The following is an 18,182-nucleotide window of genomic DNA, read 5'->3' as shown; positions in this document are numbered from 1 at the left end:
CTAATCACCTCCAACTACATCGAAAACTGGCAGGCTAATATTTTTTCTAAGTTCATCTAAAAACTTATGTCTATCAAATTCGTATCCATAAGGTGATTTAGGATTACATGTAATACATACTAAACTTATCTTATTAAGTACCTTTATTATTCCTCCCTGCTTTTGAAACTTATAAAAGGTTTCTCTTTCTGCAAAACATTTAGTTCCATCTTCTATTAAGAATGTGATTCCCTTATATTTTTCTGTAGATTTCATAATATCTCCCAAAAGTCTATCTGATGCTATACCTTTTATAACTACATGACTAACTTCTTCTTTTAAATTCTCACATATTTCTCTAGAAGCTTCTAATGAAGTCAATATATCTAAACACTTTATAGTCTTATCTTTATATATAAATCCAATTTTTGAACTCTTTATTATCTCTCTACATAGTTCTAAAATTTTCTTGTCATTCTCTCTTTCCAATGATAATAATTTGACTATATAACTAGTACTATCTACTACCTTATTAATACTCTTTCCAAGTGATGCTCCAGTGGATAATATTGCAGCTTCAGTTACTACTGGTGAAGCTAATGTCTTTCTGCTAAGAGCTCCATCTACTATAACTAATTCACTGCCACATTCTAAAAGATTATGACATATATTTTTCATAGCAGAATTTATTGAAGGCCCACCTAATTCCACGTATCCATCACTTAAAGCTCTAGTTATAATAACTTCTCCCATAGGAGTGTTAATTCCGGTGGTTTTTATAATTTCCTTAGTAATGTCACTATTAAACAAACTCTGCTTAGAAGTAGCTACATAGGTCCCCTTTTCTATATAAATTTTTGGTTTCTCTGTATAGGTAACTCTATCACTATCTTCTCCATCTCTACCTATGGAGGTAAGACCAAGGGACATTTTTCCCCTGGCCTCATTTAAAATATAGTTCAACACTGTGGTTTTACCTACATTTTTATCCATACCTATTATTGATATTGTTTTATACCCTTTTATTCTTTCTAATATATTTATTTTTCTCATATTTACTTATACCTCATGGGCTATGCTAAAAGTATATTATTACACCGAATAATCATCTAATAAATATCTATTCCTGTGTATTCATACACTAAATTAAATTTTCCTTCTTATGCTTTTCTCTTTGTTTTCTCTCTAAGCCTTCTGGCTCAAGAGCCATTTGTTGATGATTCAATAGTCCAGCAATTCCAACTCTCTTTTCTTTCTTTTCTCCGCGGCATTCCTCACAATGACAACCTGGAACATAGCCTGAAGGCTCTTCATAAGTTGTTATAACTCCTTCAAAGTTTCTAAGAATAACTTTGTTATATCCTTGAGAAACTACATAGTTTGGCATTACAGGAATCTTTCCTCCACCACCAGGGGCATCAACTACAAAGGTTGGAACACAGAAACCTGATGTATGTCCTCTTAGTCCTTCTATAATTTCAATTCCTTTTGATACAGTTGTTCTAAAGTGTTCAAGTCCAACGGAGAGATCACATTGATATATATAGTACGGCCTAACTCTTATTTTGACTAATTCATGTACAAGTTTCTTCATTACATTTACACAATCGTTAACTCCTCTAAGAAGAACTGATTGATTTCCAAGTGGTATACCAGCATTAGCTAAAAGTTCGCAAGCTCTTCTAGAGTCCTCAGTGATTTCATTAGGATGATTAAAATGAGTATTAAGCCATATTGGATGATATTTCTTAAGCATATTTACTAAATTTTCCGTGATTCTTTGAGGCATTACAACAGGAGTTCTTGAGCCTAATCTCACTATTTCAACATGGGGTATTTTTCTTAATCTTTGGATAATGTATTCAAGCCTTTCATCAGAAAGAAGAAGAGGGTCTCCACCTGATATAAGCACATCTCTAATAACAGGAGTCTTTGCTATATAATCTATTGCATTGTCAATTTGAGTTACTGGTAAGGCTGTATCGCTTTGACCAGCAAATCTTCTTCTAGTACAGTGCCTGCAGTACATTGAGCATTGATCTGTTACTAAAAGCAATGCTCTATCCGGATATCTATGAGTTAACCCTGGTACTGGTGAATCTCCATCTTCATGAAGGGGATCCGTTAAATCTGCGTCAGATTTAATTAATTCTGCTGCTGTTGTTATAGCCTGCTTTCTTATAACATCATTGGGATCATTGATATCAATTAGCGATAAATAATATGGAGTTATTGCCATTCTTAAAGATTTAAGGCACTGCTTTACTCCTTCTTCCTCTTCTTTCGTTAAGGGTATATATTTTTTCAACTCGTCTACAGTTTCTATTCTATTTCTTACTTGCCACTTCCAATCATTCCATTGTTCATCTGTAACATCTTTAAAGAGTTCATGTCTTTTATTTATTCCCATATATAGCCCCCCTATGAATTTGGCATCAATATTAAACATACAGTTCTTCAAATAATTTTCTTAATATTTCACTTTCTCTTAATTCAGCAAGCGTTATTTCAGCATGGTCTTTAGTATATCCATTACCTATTATCATAGTGACGTCTTTACCTACACCTTCAGCACCTAATGCAGCCTTTGTAAAGCTTGTTGCCATTGAGAAGAAGTATACTGTACCATTATCTTTAACTGGAAGTATGCAAGCCATTTCAGTATTAGCCACATTTACACAGCTAATTGAAATGTCAACTTCTTTTCCATCGTTAGCTTCTAATGTCTTATTTAATACATCTACAGGTTTTTGAGCATCACTAATTATAGCCTTATGACATAACCCAAGCTCTAATACTTTCTTAGCTTGAGCTTCCTTTCTTACCATTGCTATTACTCTTCCAGTTGGTCCCACTCTTTTCATAGCTTCATAACAGCAAAGTAATCCTGACTTGCCATTTGCACCTAAAATTAAAACACTTTGTCCTGGTTTTACAAGCTTGGCTGTCTGAGCTGGAGCACCTGCTACATCCAATGCTGCTAATGCCAATGTTTCTGACATGTCCTTTGGAAGTTTTGCGTATATAGCACTTTCAAATAATATTGCTTTTGCCTTAACCTCAACTCTATCTATTTCAGGTTTTATATCTATTATTTCTTCAATTTTTAATGGAGTTAGAGAAAGTGATACAAGGGAAGCTATCTTATCTCCAACTTTTAAATCTATACTAGCTAAGTCTTCACCTATTTTAGTTACAGTTCCTATTAACATTCCACCGGATCCGGTTACTGGATTTTGCATTTTCCCTCTTTCATTGACTATTTCAAGAATTCTAGCTTTTATTTTTTCTATATCTCCCTTTGCTTCCTGTTCTATTTGAGTAAAACTAGCTGAATCTATATTTAATGCCTGAACATCAATTAATATCTCATTACTGTAAATTTCCATATCATTATCAACTTTATATGCCGCTTGTGTTAAAACTCCCTTTGGTTCTATTACTCTATGTGTACCGTATTTACATCCTTTTTTCATAATGACTTCCTCCTATACATTCATAACTTTCAAGTTTTCATCTATAATTAAATCAGCCTCTGTCATAGCTCTAATTTCTTCAACGCTTGTATCTTTATGAATTTCTTTAAGTACAAGCCCTTCTTTTGTTACTTCTATAACGCATAGTTCTGTAACTATAAGGTCTACAACTCCTTTCGCCGTTAAAGGTAAACTACATTTTTTAAGTATTTTAGGCTTACCTTTCCCAGTATGCAGCATAGCCACTATTACTTTTTTTGCACCTACAACAAGGTCCATAGCTCCTCCCATTCCTGGAACCATCTTGCCCGGTATTATCCAGTTAGCTAAGTTTCCCTCTTGATCTACCTCTAAAGCACCAAGCACAGTAATATCAACATGACCTCCTCTTATTAGCGCGAAAGACATACTGCTGTCAAAGAAAGCTCCATGAGGAAGTATTGATACATATTGTCCCCCTGCATTAGTTATATCTAAATCTTCTTCTCCTTCTTTCTTTAAAGGTCCCATTCCAACCATGCCATTTTCTGATTGGAATGTAACATTAATTCCTTCTGGCACATAGTTTGCAACTAAGGTCGGAAGTCCTATTCCTAAATTTACGAGCTGTCCATCCTGTAATTCTTGTGCAATTCTTTTAGCTATAATTTGTTTTGCAAGCTTTCCATCTGCAATCATACTACTCAATCCCCTCTATAATATAATCTACTAACACCCCTGGAGTTGTAACATAATCAGGGTCTAATTGCCCTGTCTTAACAATTTTTTCTGCTTCAACTATTACTTTTTCTCCAGCCATAGCAATTATAGGGTTAAAGTTTCTAGTAGTTCCTCTATAGAATGTGTTTCCAGATTCATCTACTATAGTGCCTCTAATAATTGATAAATCCGCTTTTAGTGGTAATTCTAAAAGATAATCTTTATCTTGAATTCTTATCTTTTGTTTACCCTCTTCAATGGTTGTGCCTACACCTGTAGGTGTTAAAACTCCTCCAAGTCCTGATCCTCCAGCTCTGATTCTTTCAATTAGTGTGCCTTGTGGTACAAGTTCTACTTCCATTTCTCCTAAATTCATAAGCCTGCCAGTTTCAGAATTTGTTCCTATATGAGATGCTATAACCTTCTTAACTTGCTTGTTCACAATAAGTCTTCCTATTCCCTTATCTACATAACTGGTATCATTTGCAATTATGGTCAAATTCTTTATATTGAGTTGTATTAGAAGATCTATAATCTTATGCGGAGTTCCACAGCCTAAAAAACCACCAATCATAATAGACATACCTTCCTTAAAGAGAGGCTTTAAATCCTCTGGCTTAACAATCTTATTCATTTTGTCCCTCCCTTGATCTTAAATTATTTGCCAAACTATTTACTAATACCTAAAATTTCTCTTGCTTCCTTCGCACTAGCAATGTCTCTTCCAAGCTCCTTTGCCAGCCTCACTACCTTTTCAACTAATTCACCATTTGACTTAGCAAGTATACCTTTTGATAAATAAACATTATCTTCAAAACCAACTCTAACGTGTCCTCCAGAAATGATGCCCATAACAGCAACTGGGAACTCATTCCTACCTATCCCCGACACAGTAAAGGTGCTTCCTTGCGGTATACTTCCTCTTAGAAATTCAAAGTCTCTTATAGCAGCATCTATTCCTCCATTTACACCCATTACAAAGTTAAAATGCATTGGAGTTTTTATATATCCCTTTTTCTGAAGTCTTATTGCCATATCTATCATGCCTTTGTCAAAGACCTCAAGCTCTGGCTTTATATCTAAATCAATCATTTTTTCCCCAAACTCTTTTATTGTATTTTCAGTGTTAACAAATACTTCATCTCCACCAAAGTTACAAGTTCCACAATCTAGAGTAGCCATTTCTGGTTTAAGATATATGGGCTGGAGTCTTTCCTCATTAGTCATTCCTACCGCACCTCCAGTAGATGGCTGAATAATTACATCTGGGCACCTTCTCTTAATTTCTTCCATGCATAATCTAAATCTTTCCTTATCTTGAGTAGAAGTTCCATCATCATTTCTTACATGTAGGTGTATAATACTTGCACCTGCTTTATAAGCCGCTTCTGCCTCTCTTCCAATCTCCTCTATTGTATAAGGAACGCTAGGATTATGCTTTTTTGTGACTTCAGCACCACAAATTGCTGTTGTAATAATCAACTTATCCATGAAACAACCTCTCCATTTCCTCTTAATATTCGACTTAAAAATTACGTTATAAAAAATATTCGGACTTTTATTGTGGTACTTATTCTTTTCTTTGCTTGTTATTTGGCACAACACAAGTGCCACTTGCTTTACATACTACAATAGGTTCTTCTAATACGTCGCAAGCTGAATCATTGATATCTGGCCTTGGAATAATTACTTTTCTTGCTTCAAATACCATTTTTCTTGAAGAGTTTCCACAGCTTACAATTTCTCCTACTGCTTCAATGTAATCCCCAGCATATACAGGAGCTAGAAACTCTACGCTATCATACGCTCTGAATAATCCTTCATCTCCATCATTTCTAATTAAGAGTTCTGTAGCTACATCCCCAAAAAGGTTTAACATTTTTGCTCCATCTACTAAGTTTCCGCCATAGTGAGCATCATGCATACTCATTCTCATTCTAATCATTACCTTCATTATTCTTCCTCCCTTATACTGTGATATTTTTTTGGACATAAATAAACTTAAAAAAGCATTGAAAAATTTCAATGCTTTAGAGTTATAAGTTATTTACGCCACTCATGCAATGAAAATTTTCTTCTCATCACATAAATAGCGCTCCATGATTATTCACGGCAGTGATAGAACCATTATGCTCTACCCCCAAGGATATACCTAATATCAAATATACCCTTTCGGCAAATAAACCCTTTGCTTTTAATATCGGAGGATGTATTCTCCTTAGCACTTAAAAGCTACCTTTTTACTTGCACCTCTATTTATGTACTAACCTATTTTTTTGTCAAATTGATTTGTTTTTCTTATTGTACTTTTATTTATTCCTATGTTCATTTTTAAGCATCACTTATCTGTCAAAGCTGTTAATTATTTATTTAGCTATACTTAATATTTATAATAGTTTATTGTAAAATATAACTAAATTTTAAATAAATATTTTTATTTTTTTAAATTAGTTTTAATACTAATTAAGAAAATAACGAACCTTAAATGTACTCTCTTCCTTCAAATATATTTAAGGTTCTGTTTTGTAATCATATCATTTATATTTTACTAATTTTGTTTAAAAAGCTAGTATTTGCAATAAAAAACACTAGGTAAGTTACCTAGTGTTTTTATAGCTATTTTCTTATTTTGTTTATTTCATTTTTACAAGTTTTAGCAAATAGTGTTGCATCTACATTTATAACTATAAAAGTGATTTATCTGGAGTTACAAGTATTTTAACATGCTTTTTCTTTTCTGGGCCAGTTAAAGAACCAAATCCTTCTTCAACTATATCATCAAGGTCTATTTTCTTTGTTATATATCCTTCTGCTTTTATTCTTCCATCACTCATTTGTGCAATTGTTGCAGGAAACTCATGTCTATATGCCAATGTCCCAACAATTTTCTTTTCTGAGAATACTAAAATATTAGGGTTAAAGCTTGTCTCATTTTCCCAAATACTTGTTACTACCATAGTTCCTTCAAATTTCAAGCTGTTAAGTCCTGTATCAAATCCTATCTTAGCACCAGTGGTTTCAAATGCAGCATCTACACCTACTCCATCTGTAAGGTTTTTAACTTCCTCCACTATATCAACTTCATTTGGGTCTAATACTACATCTGCACCAGCTCTCTTTGCATATTCCTGCCTTATGGATTTTCTTTGTAAAACTATTACAAGCTTTGCGCCAGCCGCTTTTAAGCATTCTATAGTTGCAAGTCCAATTGGACCTGATCCTAATACTATTGCAGTATCTCCTGTTTTAAAATTAGCTATTCTTATTGAATGAAGTGCAACAGCCATTGGTTCTATTAATGCAGCTTGCTCGTAAGACATATTATCTGGAATTTTATGTACAAACTCTTCTGGAAATACAGTATATTCAGCGAGTCCGCCGCCACTTCCGCAAAGTCCATGGAAACCTAATGAAGAACAAAGATTGTACTTTCCTTCTCTACAGGCAGGGCATTTACCACATGCTACAATAGGCTCTACCGCTACTCTATCACCAACGTTAAACTTTGTTACACCTTCACCTATTTCTACTACTTCACCGGAAAATTCATGACCTAAAACCACTGGAGCTGTAGTACCACTTAATGGATGCGGCTGTCCAACTGGAATAAATATAGGTCCTCCTAAGTACTCATGTAAATCTGAGCCACAAATTCCACACCACTTAACCTTAATTTTTACTGAACCTTTCACTACCTTTGGTTCCTCAACTTTTTCAACTCTTACATCATTTTTTCCATACCATAATGCTGCTTTCATGATTATTCCTCCTAAAGTATATTTTAACTTATGTATGTTAATCAATTCACAGATATATAGAGCAAATATTGTGCCAAAATAAAAAAGGCCTCTTTACAAGCCTTTTCATCAAAATAAGTGTCAATATGACACATTATTATATGTGTCATATTGACACACCTACTTTTTTATTCTCATTTTGACACATTTTTATTCTCTTTATTGTTAATATTATATCTTTTAATTTTCCTATATAAAGTTGATCTGCTCATATTTAACAATCTTGAAGCCTTAATTTTACTTCCACCACAGCCTTTTAAAGCATTTATAATGTTTTCCTTTTCTAATATTTGAATAGGAATAATATTATCTCTATTTTGGTGACATTCAATCACAGTATTATCATCCTCATAGCTTTGAACACTAGCTGCTGATACTAATTCAATGTCACTTAAATAGTAGTCTCTTTCAACTACATTTCTAAGTTCTCTTACGTTGCCAGTCCAATGATGCTCTTTCAGTTTATCTATATAAGACTTATGTACTTTTTTACTTTGCCTGTTATTTTTAATATTTAATCTTTCTACAAAGTGACTGACAAGCACTTCTATGTCTTCTTTTCTTTCTCTTAGAGGTAAAATTTTAATATTCATTACACTTAGCCTATAATAAAGGTCTCCTCTAAAATTTTTCTTGCCTATTTCCTCCTGCAGTGTTCTATTTGTAGCACCAATAACTCTTACATTTAATTGCTTTTCATAAGTTCCACCTACTCTAGTGATCTTATTGTTATCCAATACTCTCAATAGTTTAGATTGTATGTCTAGTGGAAGTTCTCCAATTTCATCTAAGAAAATTGTTCCACCATCAGCAAGCTCAAACTTGCCCGGATGACCTTCCTTAGAAGCCCCAGTAAAAGCTCCTCTCTCATAGCCAAACAATTCGCTTTCTACTAGCTCTCTAGGTATAGAAGCGCAGTTTACTGCAACAAAAGGACCTCTTTCCCTATCACTAAAATTATGTATAGATTGTGCAATAAGCTCCTTACCAGTTCCGCTCTCTCCCTCAATGAGAATATTACAATCACTTTGCGCTGCCTTTTTAGCAAACTCTATAATATCATTCATTCTATTATTTCGAGTAATAATATCTTCAAACCTATAAGTAGCTTTGTATCCAACTACTTTATTTACTAAATTGTGCACATGTTGTACCTCTCTAAAGGTTATAACTACACCTATAGACTTGCTGTTAACTCTCATAGGTACAGCATTTATTGTGCATTTTATTCTTTTAGAATTTATATAAAAATCACATTCTACGTTATTATAGGATATATCTCCCTTACTTATTATTTCATTAAAGCTAACGCTTCTTAGTGAATCTCTTATATTTAATTTTACTGCTTCTTTATGGGTAATCCCTAAAATCTCCAAAGCTCTATCATTAATTCTTTTTATTTCTAATTTTTCATCTAAAACAATCATACCTTCACAAATTGAATCAAAGGTTATATTCATGAGTTTATTTGAAATTGTCAAAGCTAATTGTTTTTGTATAGACTGTGCTGCAGCAGTTACAATTCCTAGTGTATGAGAGTGTGCACTATAGTAATTGCCAGACATATTTATACATCCTATTATATATCCTTCTTCATTATGAATTGGAGCCGCGGAGCATGTCCATGAATGCTGGTTTATTCCAAAGTGTTCTGCCCCAATAGTTTGTATTGGCTTATCTAAATAAAGCGCTGTACCTATTGCATTAGTTCCCACCGCTTCTTCCGTCCACAGTTCGCCCTTTACAAAATTTAATTTATCTGCATTTTGCATAATATCACTATCACCAATTACGTCAATTACATAGCAATCCTTATCGACTAGCATTATAGCAAAGCCTGAACCTGCTACAATACTATAGATACTTTCCATCGTAGGACGGGCTACTGCTATTAACTCTGAATTTTGTTCAATTTTAAGGTCTACAGAGATATTTCGAGTGTTATTTCCTTTTCCGTTCATCGGATCTACACCATATGCCTTACACCTTCTCCATGACTCTGCAATTTCTGGTCTTACCGCATGACTTATATAACCCTTATCAATAAATTCTTTCCATGCATTAGATATAAATTTCATATAGTTCTCCAAAATCCTCACCTCATTTTACATATTAAAGCTTTTAGATTGCTAAGACAAGGAGTAAACTAAAAATTGTATCTCTTTATATCTATAGTAGCTTAGTGTATTACCCCTGTATAGGATTCAAAACTAGAAAATCGACTGACACAAAGGGCTATGTTTCCAAAGCTGAAGGTAGATTTAAAAACTTTGTGTCAGTCTTAGTGAAGGATTTTAAGACAACCTTAGCACCTTCGAGTTGTCTGAACATAGCGAGTTTCTCGAAGGTTCTTAGGTCGTCTAAAACACAAGCTTTAGACTGACTAAAAGTTTTTAACGGACTGAAGCTTGGAAACATAGCCCGGGGTGTGAGTCAATTTTCGGCCTTTGAGCTCTATACTTCCTTTGTCTTCTTCCATGATGAAACATATTCCTCTAATATTTTATGGAGTACTCCTCCAATTTTCGAATAAGATTCATCATTTAGATTAGCAAGAGATATTCTAATTGACCATTCTGGACCATGGAATCCACCACCACTTAGCAATACTATAGAAGATTCTTCAGCTAAGCGAAAAAGAATATCTACAGGTTTATGATTGTTTTGTAAGTAATCAGCAAATTCATTGCCATAATAATGATTTGCCCATTCCAACAAGTCAAACTCTGTATAATAAGCTGCATCATAAGGATCTTTTCTTAAACTTATTCCTAAGCTGTTGAATAGCAGCATCTGGCGGCGACGGCAAATATCCATTGTTAACTTTTTATAGTTATTTTCTTTATCAAGCAGCGCAAAAACTGAAAAGAAAGCCATTTGTACTTGCTGAGGTGTTGATAAGCCTGCTGTATGGTTAAGAGCTACCTGACGGCTATCTGCAACAATTCTATCAATAAAAGGTATTTGTTCCGGATTTGTAGAAAGATCTCCATAGCGTTGCTTCAATTCCTTCTTCTTGTCTTCTGGCAGCTCTTTTAACAATTTATCAAATACATTATGTTCATAGAGTGCAATAGTTCCCAAACGCCATCCTGTTACGCCAAAGTATTTTGAAAATGAGTATACTCCAATTGAATTAAATGGCAAATCTGCTACTATAGAACGAAAATTATTAACAAATGTTCCATATACGTCATCTGATATAATCATCAGGTTAGGATTATTCTTTTCAACTATATCTTTTAGCTGTTCTACTGATTCAGGCTTCATTGCCACTGAAGGTGGATTGCTTGGATTTACTATAAAAAGAGCCTTAATACTTGTATCCTGAAGCTTCTCCAGCTCTGATTTAGGATATTGCCACGTATGTGTGCCATCTTCAGTCATTTCTTTTGCAACAATTTCAACAACTTCTAAACTATACCGTGGTAAGTGAGGAACCTCTAAATATGGCGTAAATATTGGTGCTGCTATTGCAATTTTATCACCTTTAGATAGCAATTCATTAGCAATTAATGAATCAAATATATAACACATTGCTGCAGTGGCACCCTCAACAGCAAATAGATTGAATTTACCTACTGGCGGCTTATTATAACACATTTCCTGAACAAGGTAGTCATGAACGACTTTTTCTATATGTATTAGCATTCTATCTGGCACTGGATAGTTATCACCTATAATTGCATCCGCCAATTCGTATATCCAAGCATCTGGATCAAAACCTTTGTTACTTATTCCATAGTTAACTATACTTTTCAGAAGTTCTATTCCAGGCTCTCCTTGATGCTTATTAATATACACACTGAGACGTTCTGATATTCCTTCTTTTTTAGGCATTCCTGCTAAATCATGATTGTTCCATACTCTTCGAGTTTCTTCAACGGCAAATTGTCCAAAAGCAAAAAAAGCTTCACGAGGTGTTGCCGCAGTCCAGTTAGGATTACCTCTTCCCGCATCTAATAATGCATGGGCACTCTTTTCCTTCTGTCCTTCCGCTAAATTAATTAATCTATCTTTAAGTTCAAAAGGACTAATTTTGCCATAAATAGCTTCTACCTCTTTACGCTGAACATTGTGAGTATCCATATTTGCGCTATTCCTCCTTATAATAGTTATCTGCTATATAAATAGCCATCGTATTAAAAATACTAATGAGTATGATATTTAAACTAGCATACTGTTTTTCTTTTAATAATCAACATAACTTCAAGCCATGAATTTATATTCTCCATTTTTTTGAATATGTATTCTTTATTATTAAACCCTTAAATTACACTACTTAATAATAAGAAAATTAGAAAAATGGTGTATCATTAGGCCTAATAAGTTTAATTCCTATAACAAAAAAACTAAAGAGCACTAGGATACCTAATGCTCTGATGTGGACTTATAGTTGCTTGTACCAAATTCACTGATAAGTCCTCATGATATTTACATTTTTAGAAGGCATATATTTCAAATTACCCTTTTCATAATCCTACGCATTATATTTTCGGTATTATAGTCTTTTCTGCACACTTTATAAGCGTACATATTGTTGTCTGCTTTTTTAAAAAGCTCTGCCATTGATTTAAACTCTTTTCCTCTGTATGCTGTTCCAGTAGAAATACTTAAATATAGGTCTGAATTATCTAAGTTAAATTCATTTATAGCTTCCTGTAGGAGTTTGTTTACTCTCTCCAACTCCTCCTTCAGGCAGCCATTTAAGATTATTGTAAACTCATCTCCTCCAATTCTTGCTGCAATCCCATTGTTTTTTTCACAAATAGCATTAATTATTTTAGATGCTTGAATAATTAACTTGTCTCCAAAATCATGTCCTAAATTATCATTTACAAGCTTTAGTCCATCTACATCACAAACAATAATTCCTATATTATCGTGTTTTTCTTTATCATATTTGTTGAGTAGATTTTCAAAGTATATTCTGTTATACAAACCAGTAAGCCCATCATGGATGCTCATATAAGTTAGTTCTCTCTCTATTTTTTTCCTTTCAGTGATGTCCCTGTATATTCCAAATACACCTAACTGCTTATTTTCAAAGATAATTGGATAACCAAGTATACAAACCTCTATAAGACTTCCATCTTTTTTCATCCTCACTGCCTCATATTCAATTACATTACCACCCATAACTTCTTCAGAGATGTTAGTAGCCTCATGCATAGCTCCGTCTTGGACAATACGATCATTTATATAATGATTTATCAGTTCATCTTTAGAATATCCAAAAAGCTTTTCAAAAGCATAGTTTACATCAATAAATCTATCTTCAGTATCTATTATACATATTGCTTCAGGAGAGCTTTCAAAAAGCTTTCTAAAATAAGTCTTTTGCAATTCTAATGCCTGCTCTGATCTTTTCCTATCACTAATATCCTTATATACTGCATAGATTCCAATTTGATTTATGTTAAGTATAACTGGGAAAGCCAGTACACTTACATCTACTAATCCTCCATCTTTTCTTTTCCTTTTGGTTTCTGCAGTAACTGTCCCCCCTTGCATAACTGTCTCAGATATCTCAAAAGCATCTTTTGTTTCACAACTTGCAATAATATCATCCACAAACAATCCTTTTACTTCATGATCTTTATACTGAAAGAGTTCTTCGAAGGATTTATTAACATTTACTATTCTATTTTTATTATCTAATATAACAATTGCATCTTGGGAATTTTCAAATAGTTCTGTAAAATAAGTCCTCTGTAATTTCAATTCCTCATTTATTTTTTTTAATTTCTTGTTTTCTTTTATGTTGAAATAATTTATCAACAAGGATATGAGTATTATTGATATACCATATAAAATAAAATGTAACATTTTAACACCCCTTAAACTTACTGACAAAGGCATTAAATCTTCAATAAAATTTAACTCTATATTTAAATTTTACCATAAGGATCTTAAATTTTATAGTAAAAAGTAAACTATTCATTATGCTAGTTTAATAATCCTTTTAAAAATATCAATTTAATCACAAAAACTTTAAAAGCATATAGCAATTATAAAAAGCTATATGCTTTTCTATACTTTTATTTTCTACAAGCAAATCAATTCGTGATAAACAGAGCTCTTGGCGAAGCTGCTTTAGAACCCCAACAATCTTAAATAAAACAATTGGTTGGAATGCTGGTAAAACATGTTTATCAACAGACTAAAAAAATAGAAGTAATACCCCATTCATATTTTGAATAGGGTATTACTTCTATTTTAAGTTTAGTTTAGCCAAAGCGTCAGCCAATGCTGAATTCATTGGCGCTTCACTCTCTTTTTTCATCTTCTTCATATAATTTGCTACATCTCTTTTACTGTTCTTGCCTTCCTTATTATCAAATCTCTTATTAAAAGAGGCAGCTTTTTCTCTGAAGGTACAAGTTGTACATACATAGATTTGTCCTTCTCCCTGTCCTCTAAGCTCAAGCTTCTTATGACAGTTCGGGCATCTTGCATTAGTTAATCTAGCTAAATTTTCTCTGTGACCACACTCTCTATCTTGACATACTAACATTCTACCCTGTTTACCTTTAACCTCAAGCATATATTTTCCACACTCAGGACATTTTTTACCAGTAAGGTTATCATGTTTAAACTTATCGCTGCTTCCCTTAACATCCTCAACTAGCTCTGCTGCATAATTTCTCATTCTATCTATGAATGCTCTAGGATCTTTCTTTCCTTTACTAATAAGCTCTAATTCTAATTCCCATTCTGCTGTTAATAATGGAGATTTAAGCTCATCAGGAACTAATTCTATAAGCTGTTTTCCCTTTGATGTTGGGATAATTTCTTTACCGTTTTTTTCTATATAGAACATGTTAAATAACTTTTCTATAATATCAGCTCTTGTAGCTACTGTTCCTATTCCTCCAGTTTCCCCAAGGGTTTTAGCATGTATTTTATCTATAGTTATATACTTTTGTGGTTTTTCCATAGCAGATAACAAAGTACCTTCATTAAATCTTGCTGGTGGTTTAGTTTTTAGCTTTTTGCTTTCTACTGCTGTTATATTTAGTTTGTCACCTTTTTTAATTATAGGTAACTCTTGGCTTTCTTTTTCATCCTCATCTTCAGTTAGATCACTAGATCTGTCATATACCATTTTCCATCCCTTTGATTTTATAACATTTCCTTTTGCTACAAAGGTTTCTCCATTAATATCTGCAATTATAGTAGTTTGTAAATATTCAAAAGGTGGCAGCATAACAGCTAAAAATCTTTTAACTACTAAGTCATAAACATTTTTTTCTTCATTACTTAATAGTGATAACTTCACCATTTCCTCTGTTGGAATAATTGCATGGTGATCACTTACCTTACTGTTATCCACAAAACCTTTATGGGCATTTATTTTACCCCTTAATATTTCAGCCGCACAAGCTCTATAATTACCTATTGAAATTGCTTTTAAACGCTCTGGCAGCGTCGCTACTATATCCGTAGAAATATATCTTGAGTCTGTTCTAGGATAAGTTAAAATCTTATAATTTTCGTATAATCTTTGCATTATAGATAACGTCTGTTTAGCCGAATATCCAAAGATTCTATTAGCATCTCTTTGCAGCTCAGTTAAGTCATAAAGAGCAGGGGCATGTTGCTTCTTATAGCTTTCTGTAACATCAACTACATTACATTCCTTACCTTTAGTTGATGAAAGAATCTTATTTGCTTTTTCTTCATCAAAAACATTGCTATTATTATTATTTTTATCTCTCCATTGAAGAGTAAATCCTTTAGCCTTTGCACTTATTACAAAATAATCCTTTGGCTTAAAATTCTTTATTTCTTCTTCACGATTAACTATCATTGCCAAGGTCGCAGACTGTACGCGTCCTGCTGTAAGTTGTGCATTATGCTTACATGTTAAAGCTCTAGTGATATTTAGGCCAACAACCCAATCAGCCTCAGCCCTACATTGTGCTGCTTTATATAAATTGTCATATTGTGATGAAGGTTTTAAATTTCTGAAGCCTTCAATTATAGCTTTATCTGTTTGTGAAGATATCCAAAGCCTCTTTATCGGCTTATTTACTCTTACTTTTTCAATTATCCATCTTGCTACTAATTCTCCCTCACGACCAGCGTCAGTAGCAATAACAATTTCAGTTACATCTTTTCTATTTAATTGTTCCTTAACTGCATTGAACTGCTTACCACTTTGCTTTATAATTACAAGCTTTAAGTGCTTAGGAAGCATCGGTAAATCTTCTAACTTCCAACTTTTATATTTATCATCATAAGCTTCTGGATCAGCTAATGTAACTAAGTGTCCAAGTGCCCAAGTTACAATATACTTATCCCCTTCTATATATCCATTTCCTTTTTTACTGCATTTTAGAACTCTTGCAATTTCTCTAGCAACAGATGGCTTTTCTGCTAGTACTAATATTTTATTCATATTAACAATCCTTTCAATTAGCCATAAATAACAGCTATTTAGTAACCTTATTAATATTAACATAAACTTTCCTATTATTAAAACATATTGTTTTTATAATAGGAAAATTTTAATTAATATATGTGTTTTTTATTTTTAACGAGTGAAATTTTCGTAAATTTATGATATAATAGCGCGATGGGTGTCAAAATTTAAATAGAGGAAGGTATTAACGTGATTACAGTAACAAATATAAGTTTAAGATATGGCGAAAGAAAACTTTTTGAAGATGTAAATTTAAAATTTACTCCTGGTAACTGCTATGGTGTCATTGGAGCAAATGGTGCGGGAAAAAGTACATTTTTAAAAATTCTATCTGGAGAAATTGAACCTAATACAGGAGAAGTAAACATGGCTCCTGGTATAAGAATGTCAGTGTTAAAGCAGGACCATTACCAATATGATGAATATCAAGTGCTAGATACAGTTATTATGGGTAATGCTAGACTTTATGAAATAATAAAGGAAAAAGAAGCTCTTTATGCAAAACCAGATTTCACTGATGAAGATGGAATTAAAGCTTCTGAACTTGAATGTGAATTTGCTGAATTAGACGGTTGGGAAGCAGAAGCTGAAGCTTCTTCATTACTTCAAGGTCTTGGTATTTCAACAGATCTTCATTATAAAAATATGGCTGATTTATCCGGTTCTGAAAAAGTAAAAGTATTGATTGCACAAGCTTTATTCGGTAAACCAGGAGTTTTAATCCTAGACGAGCCAACCAACAATTTGGATCTAAAATCTATCAATTGGCTAGAAGAGTTTTTAATAAACTTTGAAGGTACGGTTATAGTAGTTTCCCATGACAGACACTTTTTAAATAAGGTTTGTACACATATGGCCGATGTAGATTTTGGGAAAATCAAGTTATATGTTGGAAACTATGACTTTTGGTATGAATCTAGCCAATTAGCTCTTCAACTTATGAAAGACCAGAACAAGAAAAAAGAAGAAAAAATTAAAGACTTACAGGAATTTATAGCTCGTTTTAGTGCTAATGCTTCCAAATCTAAACAAGCTACTTCTCGTAAAAAATTATTAGATAAAATCTCAGTAGATGATATTGAACCTTCTACAAGGAGATATCCTTTTGTAGGTTTTAAACCTGAAAGAGAAGTAGGAAATGACATATTAAGAGTAGATGGACTTACTAAAACTATAGATGGAGAAAAAGTTCTGAACAATGTCAGCTTCATAGTTTCTAAAGAAGATAAAATAGCTTTTGTTGGAGATAATGAAATTGCTAATACAACCTTATTTAAAATTCTAACTGGAGAGCTTGAACCAGACAGTGGAGAATATAGATGGGGTGTTACAATTACAACAGCATATTTCCCAAAAGATAACTCTGAATTCTTTAATGATGTTGACCTTAATTTAGTTGATTGGCTTCGTCAGTTCTCTGAAGAAAAATCCGAAAGCTACTTAAGAGGTTTCCTAGGAAGAATGCTATTCTCTGGTGAAGAAGCTCTAAAAGAAGCTAAGGTATTATCTGGTGGAGAAAAAGTAAGATGTATGCTGTCTAAAATGATGTTAAGTAGTGCAAATGTTCTAATTCTAGATCAACCTACTAACCATCTTGACCTTGAATCTATTACTGCTTTAAATAATGGTTTAAGAGATTACAGCAGCAACATTTTATTTACATCTCATGACCATCAATTTATACAAACTATTGCTAATAGAATTATTGAAATTACACCATCTGGATTAGTTGATAAAAAAGTCACTTATGATGAATATTTAGAAAGCACAAATTCATAAGACTATGAACTAAAACTTAACCCC

The 18,182-nt window shown here is 33.0% G+C and carries 14 protein-coding genes and 1 riboswitch; of the genes, 1 reads left to right on the top strand and 13 read right to left on the bottom strand.

What is annotated here, in order from left to right; genetic code table 11:
• The 13 genes from kamB to I6U51_RS18830 all read right to left on the bottom strand — a co-directional run bounded on the left by kamB (window position 1) and on the right by I6U51_RS18830 (window position 16,355).
• Window positions 1–1,032 (bottom strand): lysine 5,6-aminomutase reactivase subunit KamB, encoded by a 1,032-nt coding sequence (kamB, locus tag I6U51_RS18890; RefSeq protein ID WP_211144122.1) that lies wholly within the window; start codon window positions 1,030–1,032, stop codon window positions 1–3.
• An 88-nt stretch (window positions 1,033–1,120) separates the two neighbouring features.
• Window positions 1,121–2,389: a lysine 2,3-aminomutase gene (kamA, locus tag I6U51_RS18885; protein ID WP_211144121.1), complete on the bottom strand. Its 1,269-nt coding sequence runs from the start codon at window positions 2,387–2,389 to the stop codon at window positions 1,121–1,123.
• 31 nt (window positions 2,390–2,420) lie between these two features.
• On the bottom strand, window positions 2,421–3,455 hold the full coding sequence (gene kdd, locus I6U51_RS18880; protein WP_211144120.1) for an L-erythro-3,5-diaminohexanoate dehydrogenase: 1,035 nt from the start codon (window positions 3,453–3,455) through the stop codon (window positions 2,421–2,423).
• Window positions 3,456–3,467: 12 nt separating this feature from the next.
• A complete protein-coding gene (locus tag I6U51_RS18875; protein ID WP_211144119.1) occupies window positions 3,468–4,133 on the bottom strand; it encodes a CoA transferase subunit B in 666 nt (221 codons plus the stop codon).
• A gap of 1 nt (window position 4,134) precedes the next feature.
• Window positions 4,135–4,788: an acetate CoA-transferase subunit alpha gene (gene atoD, locus I6U51_RS18870; RefSeq protein WP_211144118.1), complete on the bottom strand. Its 654-nt coding sequence runs from the start codon at window positions 4,786–4,788 to the stop codon at window positions 4,135–4,137.
• A gap of 35 nt (window positions 4,789–4,823) precedes the next feature.
• A complete protein-coding gene (kce, locus tag I6U51_RS18865) occupies window positions 4,824–5,645 on the bottom strand; it encodes a 3-keto-5-aminohexanoate cleavage enzyme (RefSeq protein WP_211144117.1) in 822 nt (273 codons plus the stop codon).
• 79 nt (window positions 5,646–5,724) lie between these two features.
• Window positions 5,725–6,108 carry a 3-aminobutyryl-CoA ammonia lyase gene (gene kal, locus I6U51_RS18860; protein ID WP_211144116.1) on the bottom strand — a complete coding sequence of 128 codons (384 nt, stop codon included), beginning with the start codon at window positions 6,106–6,108 and terminating at the stop codon, window positions 5,725–5,727.
• 128 nt (window positions 6,109–6,236) lie between these two features.
• Window positions 6,237–6,417, bottom strand: a riboswitch (Lysine riboswitch).
• A 421-nt stretch (window positions 6,418–6,838) separates the two neighbouring features.
• Window positions 6,839–7,912 (bottom strand): 2,3-butanediol dehydrogenase, encoded by a 1,074-nt coding sequence (locus I6U51_RS18855; protein ID WP_211144115.1) that lies wholly within the window; start codon window positions 7,910–7,912, stop codon window positions 6,839–6,841.
• A gap of 173 nt (window positions 7,913–8,085) precedes the next feature.
• Window positions 8,086–10,041 carry a sigma-54-dependent Fis family transcriptional regulator gene (locus I6U51_RS18850; RefSeq protein ID WP_211144114.1) on the bottom strand — a complete coding sequence of 652 codons (1,956 nt, stop codon included), beginning with the start codon at window positions 10,039–10,041 and terminating at the stop codon, window positions 8,086–8,088.
• Between the two features lie 145 nt (window positions 10,042–10,186).
• Window positions 10,187–10,369 carry a hypothetical protein gene (locus I6U51_RS18845; RefSeq protein ID WP_211144113.1) on the bottom strand — a complete coding sequence of 61 codons (183 nt, stop codon included), beginning with the start codon at window positions 10,367–10,369 and terminating at the stop codon, window positions 10,187–10,189.
• A 36-nt stretch (window positions 10,370–10,405) separates the two neighbouring features.
• Complete coding sequence (aspD, locus tag I6U51_RS18840; protein WP_211144112.1) at window positions 10,406–12,040, bottom strand: aspartate 4-decarboxylase; 1,635 nt, start codon at window positions 12,038–12,040, stop codon at window positions 10,406–10,408.
• Window positions 12,041–12,409: 369 nt separating this feature from the next.
• Window positions 12,410–13,780, bottom strand: coding sequence for a sensor domain-containing diguanylate cyclase (locus I6U51_RS18835; protein ID WP_211144111.1), 1,371 nt, complete (start codon window positions 13,778–13,780; stop codon window positions 12,410–12,412).
• A 385-nt stretch (window positions 13,781–14,165) separates the two neighbouring features.
• A complete protein-coding gene (locus I6U51_RS18830; RefSeq protein WP_211144110.1) occupies window positions 14,166–16,355 on the bottom strand; it encodes a DNA topoisomerase III in 2,190 nt (729 codons plus the stop codon).
• A gap of 213 nt (window positions 16,356–16,568) precedes the next feature.
• On the opposite strand from I6U51_RS18830, the gene I6U51_RS18825 reads away from it, so the two are divergent.
• Window positions 16,569–18,158 carry an ATP-binding cassette domain-containing protein gene (locus I6U51_RS18825; protein WP_211144109.1) on the top strand — a complete coding sequence of 530 codons (1,590 nt, stop codon included), beginning with the start codon at window positions 16,569–16,571 and terminating at the stop codon, window positions 18,156–18,158.
• Window positions 18,159–18,182: the final 24 nt, after the last annotated feature.

This window comes from Clostridium aciditolerans (assembly GCF_016316925.1).
Lineage (GTDB): Bacteria > Bacillota > Clostridia > Clostridiales > Clostridiaceae > Clostridium_AM > Clostridium_AM aciditolerans.
This window is presented reverse-complemented; position numbering and strand designations above follow the sequence as displayed.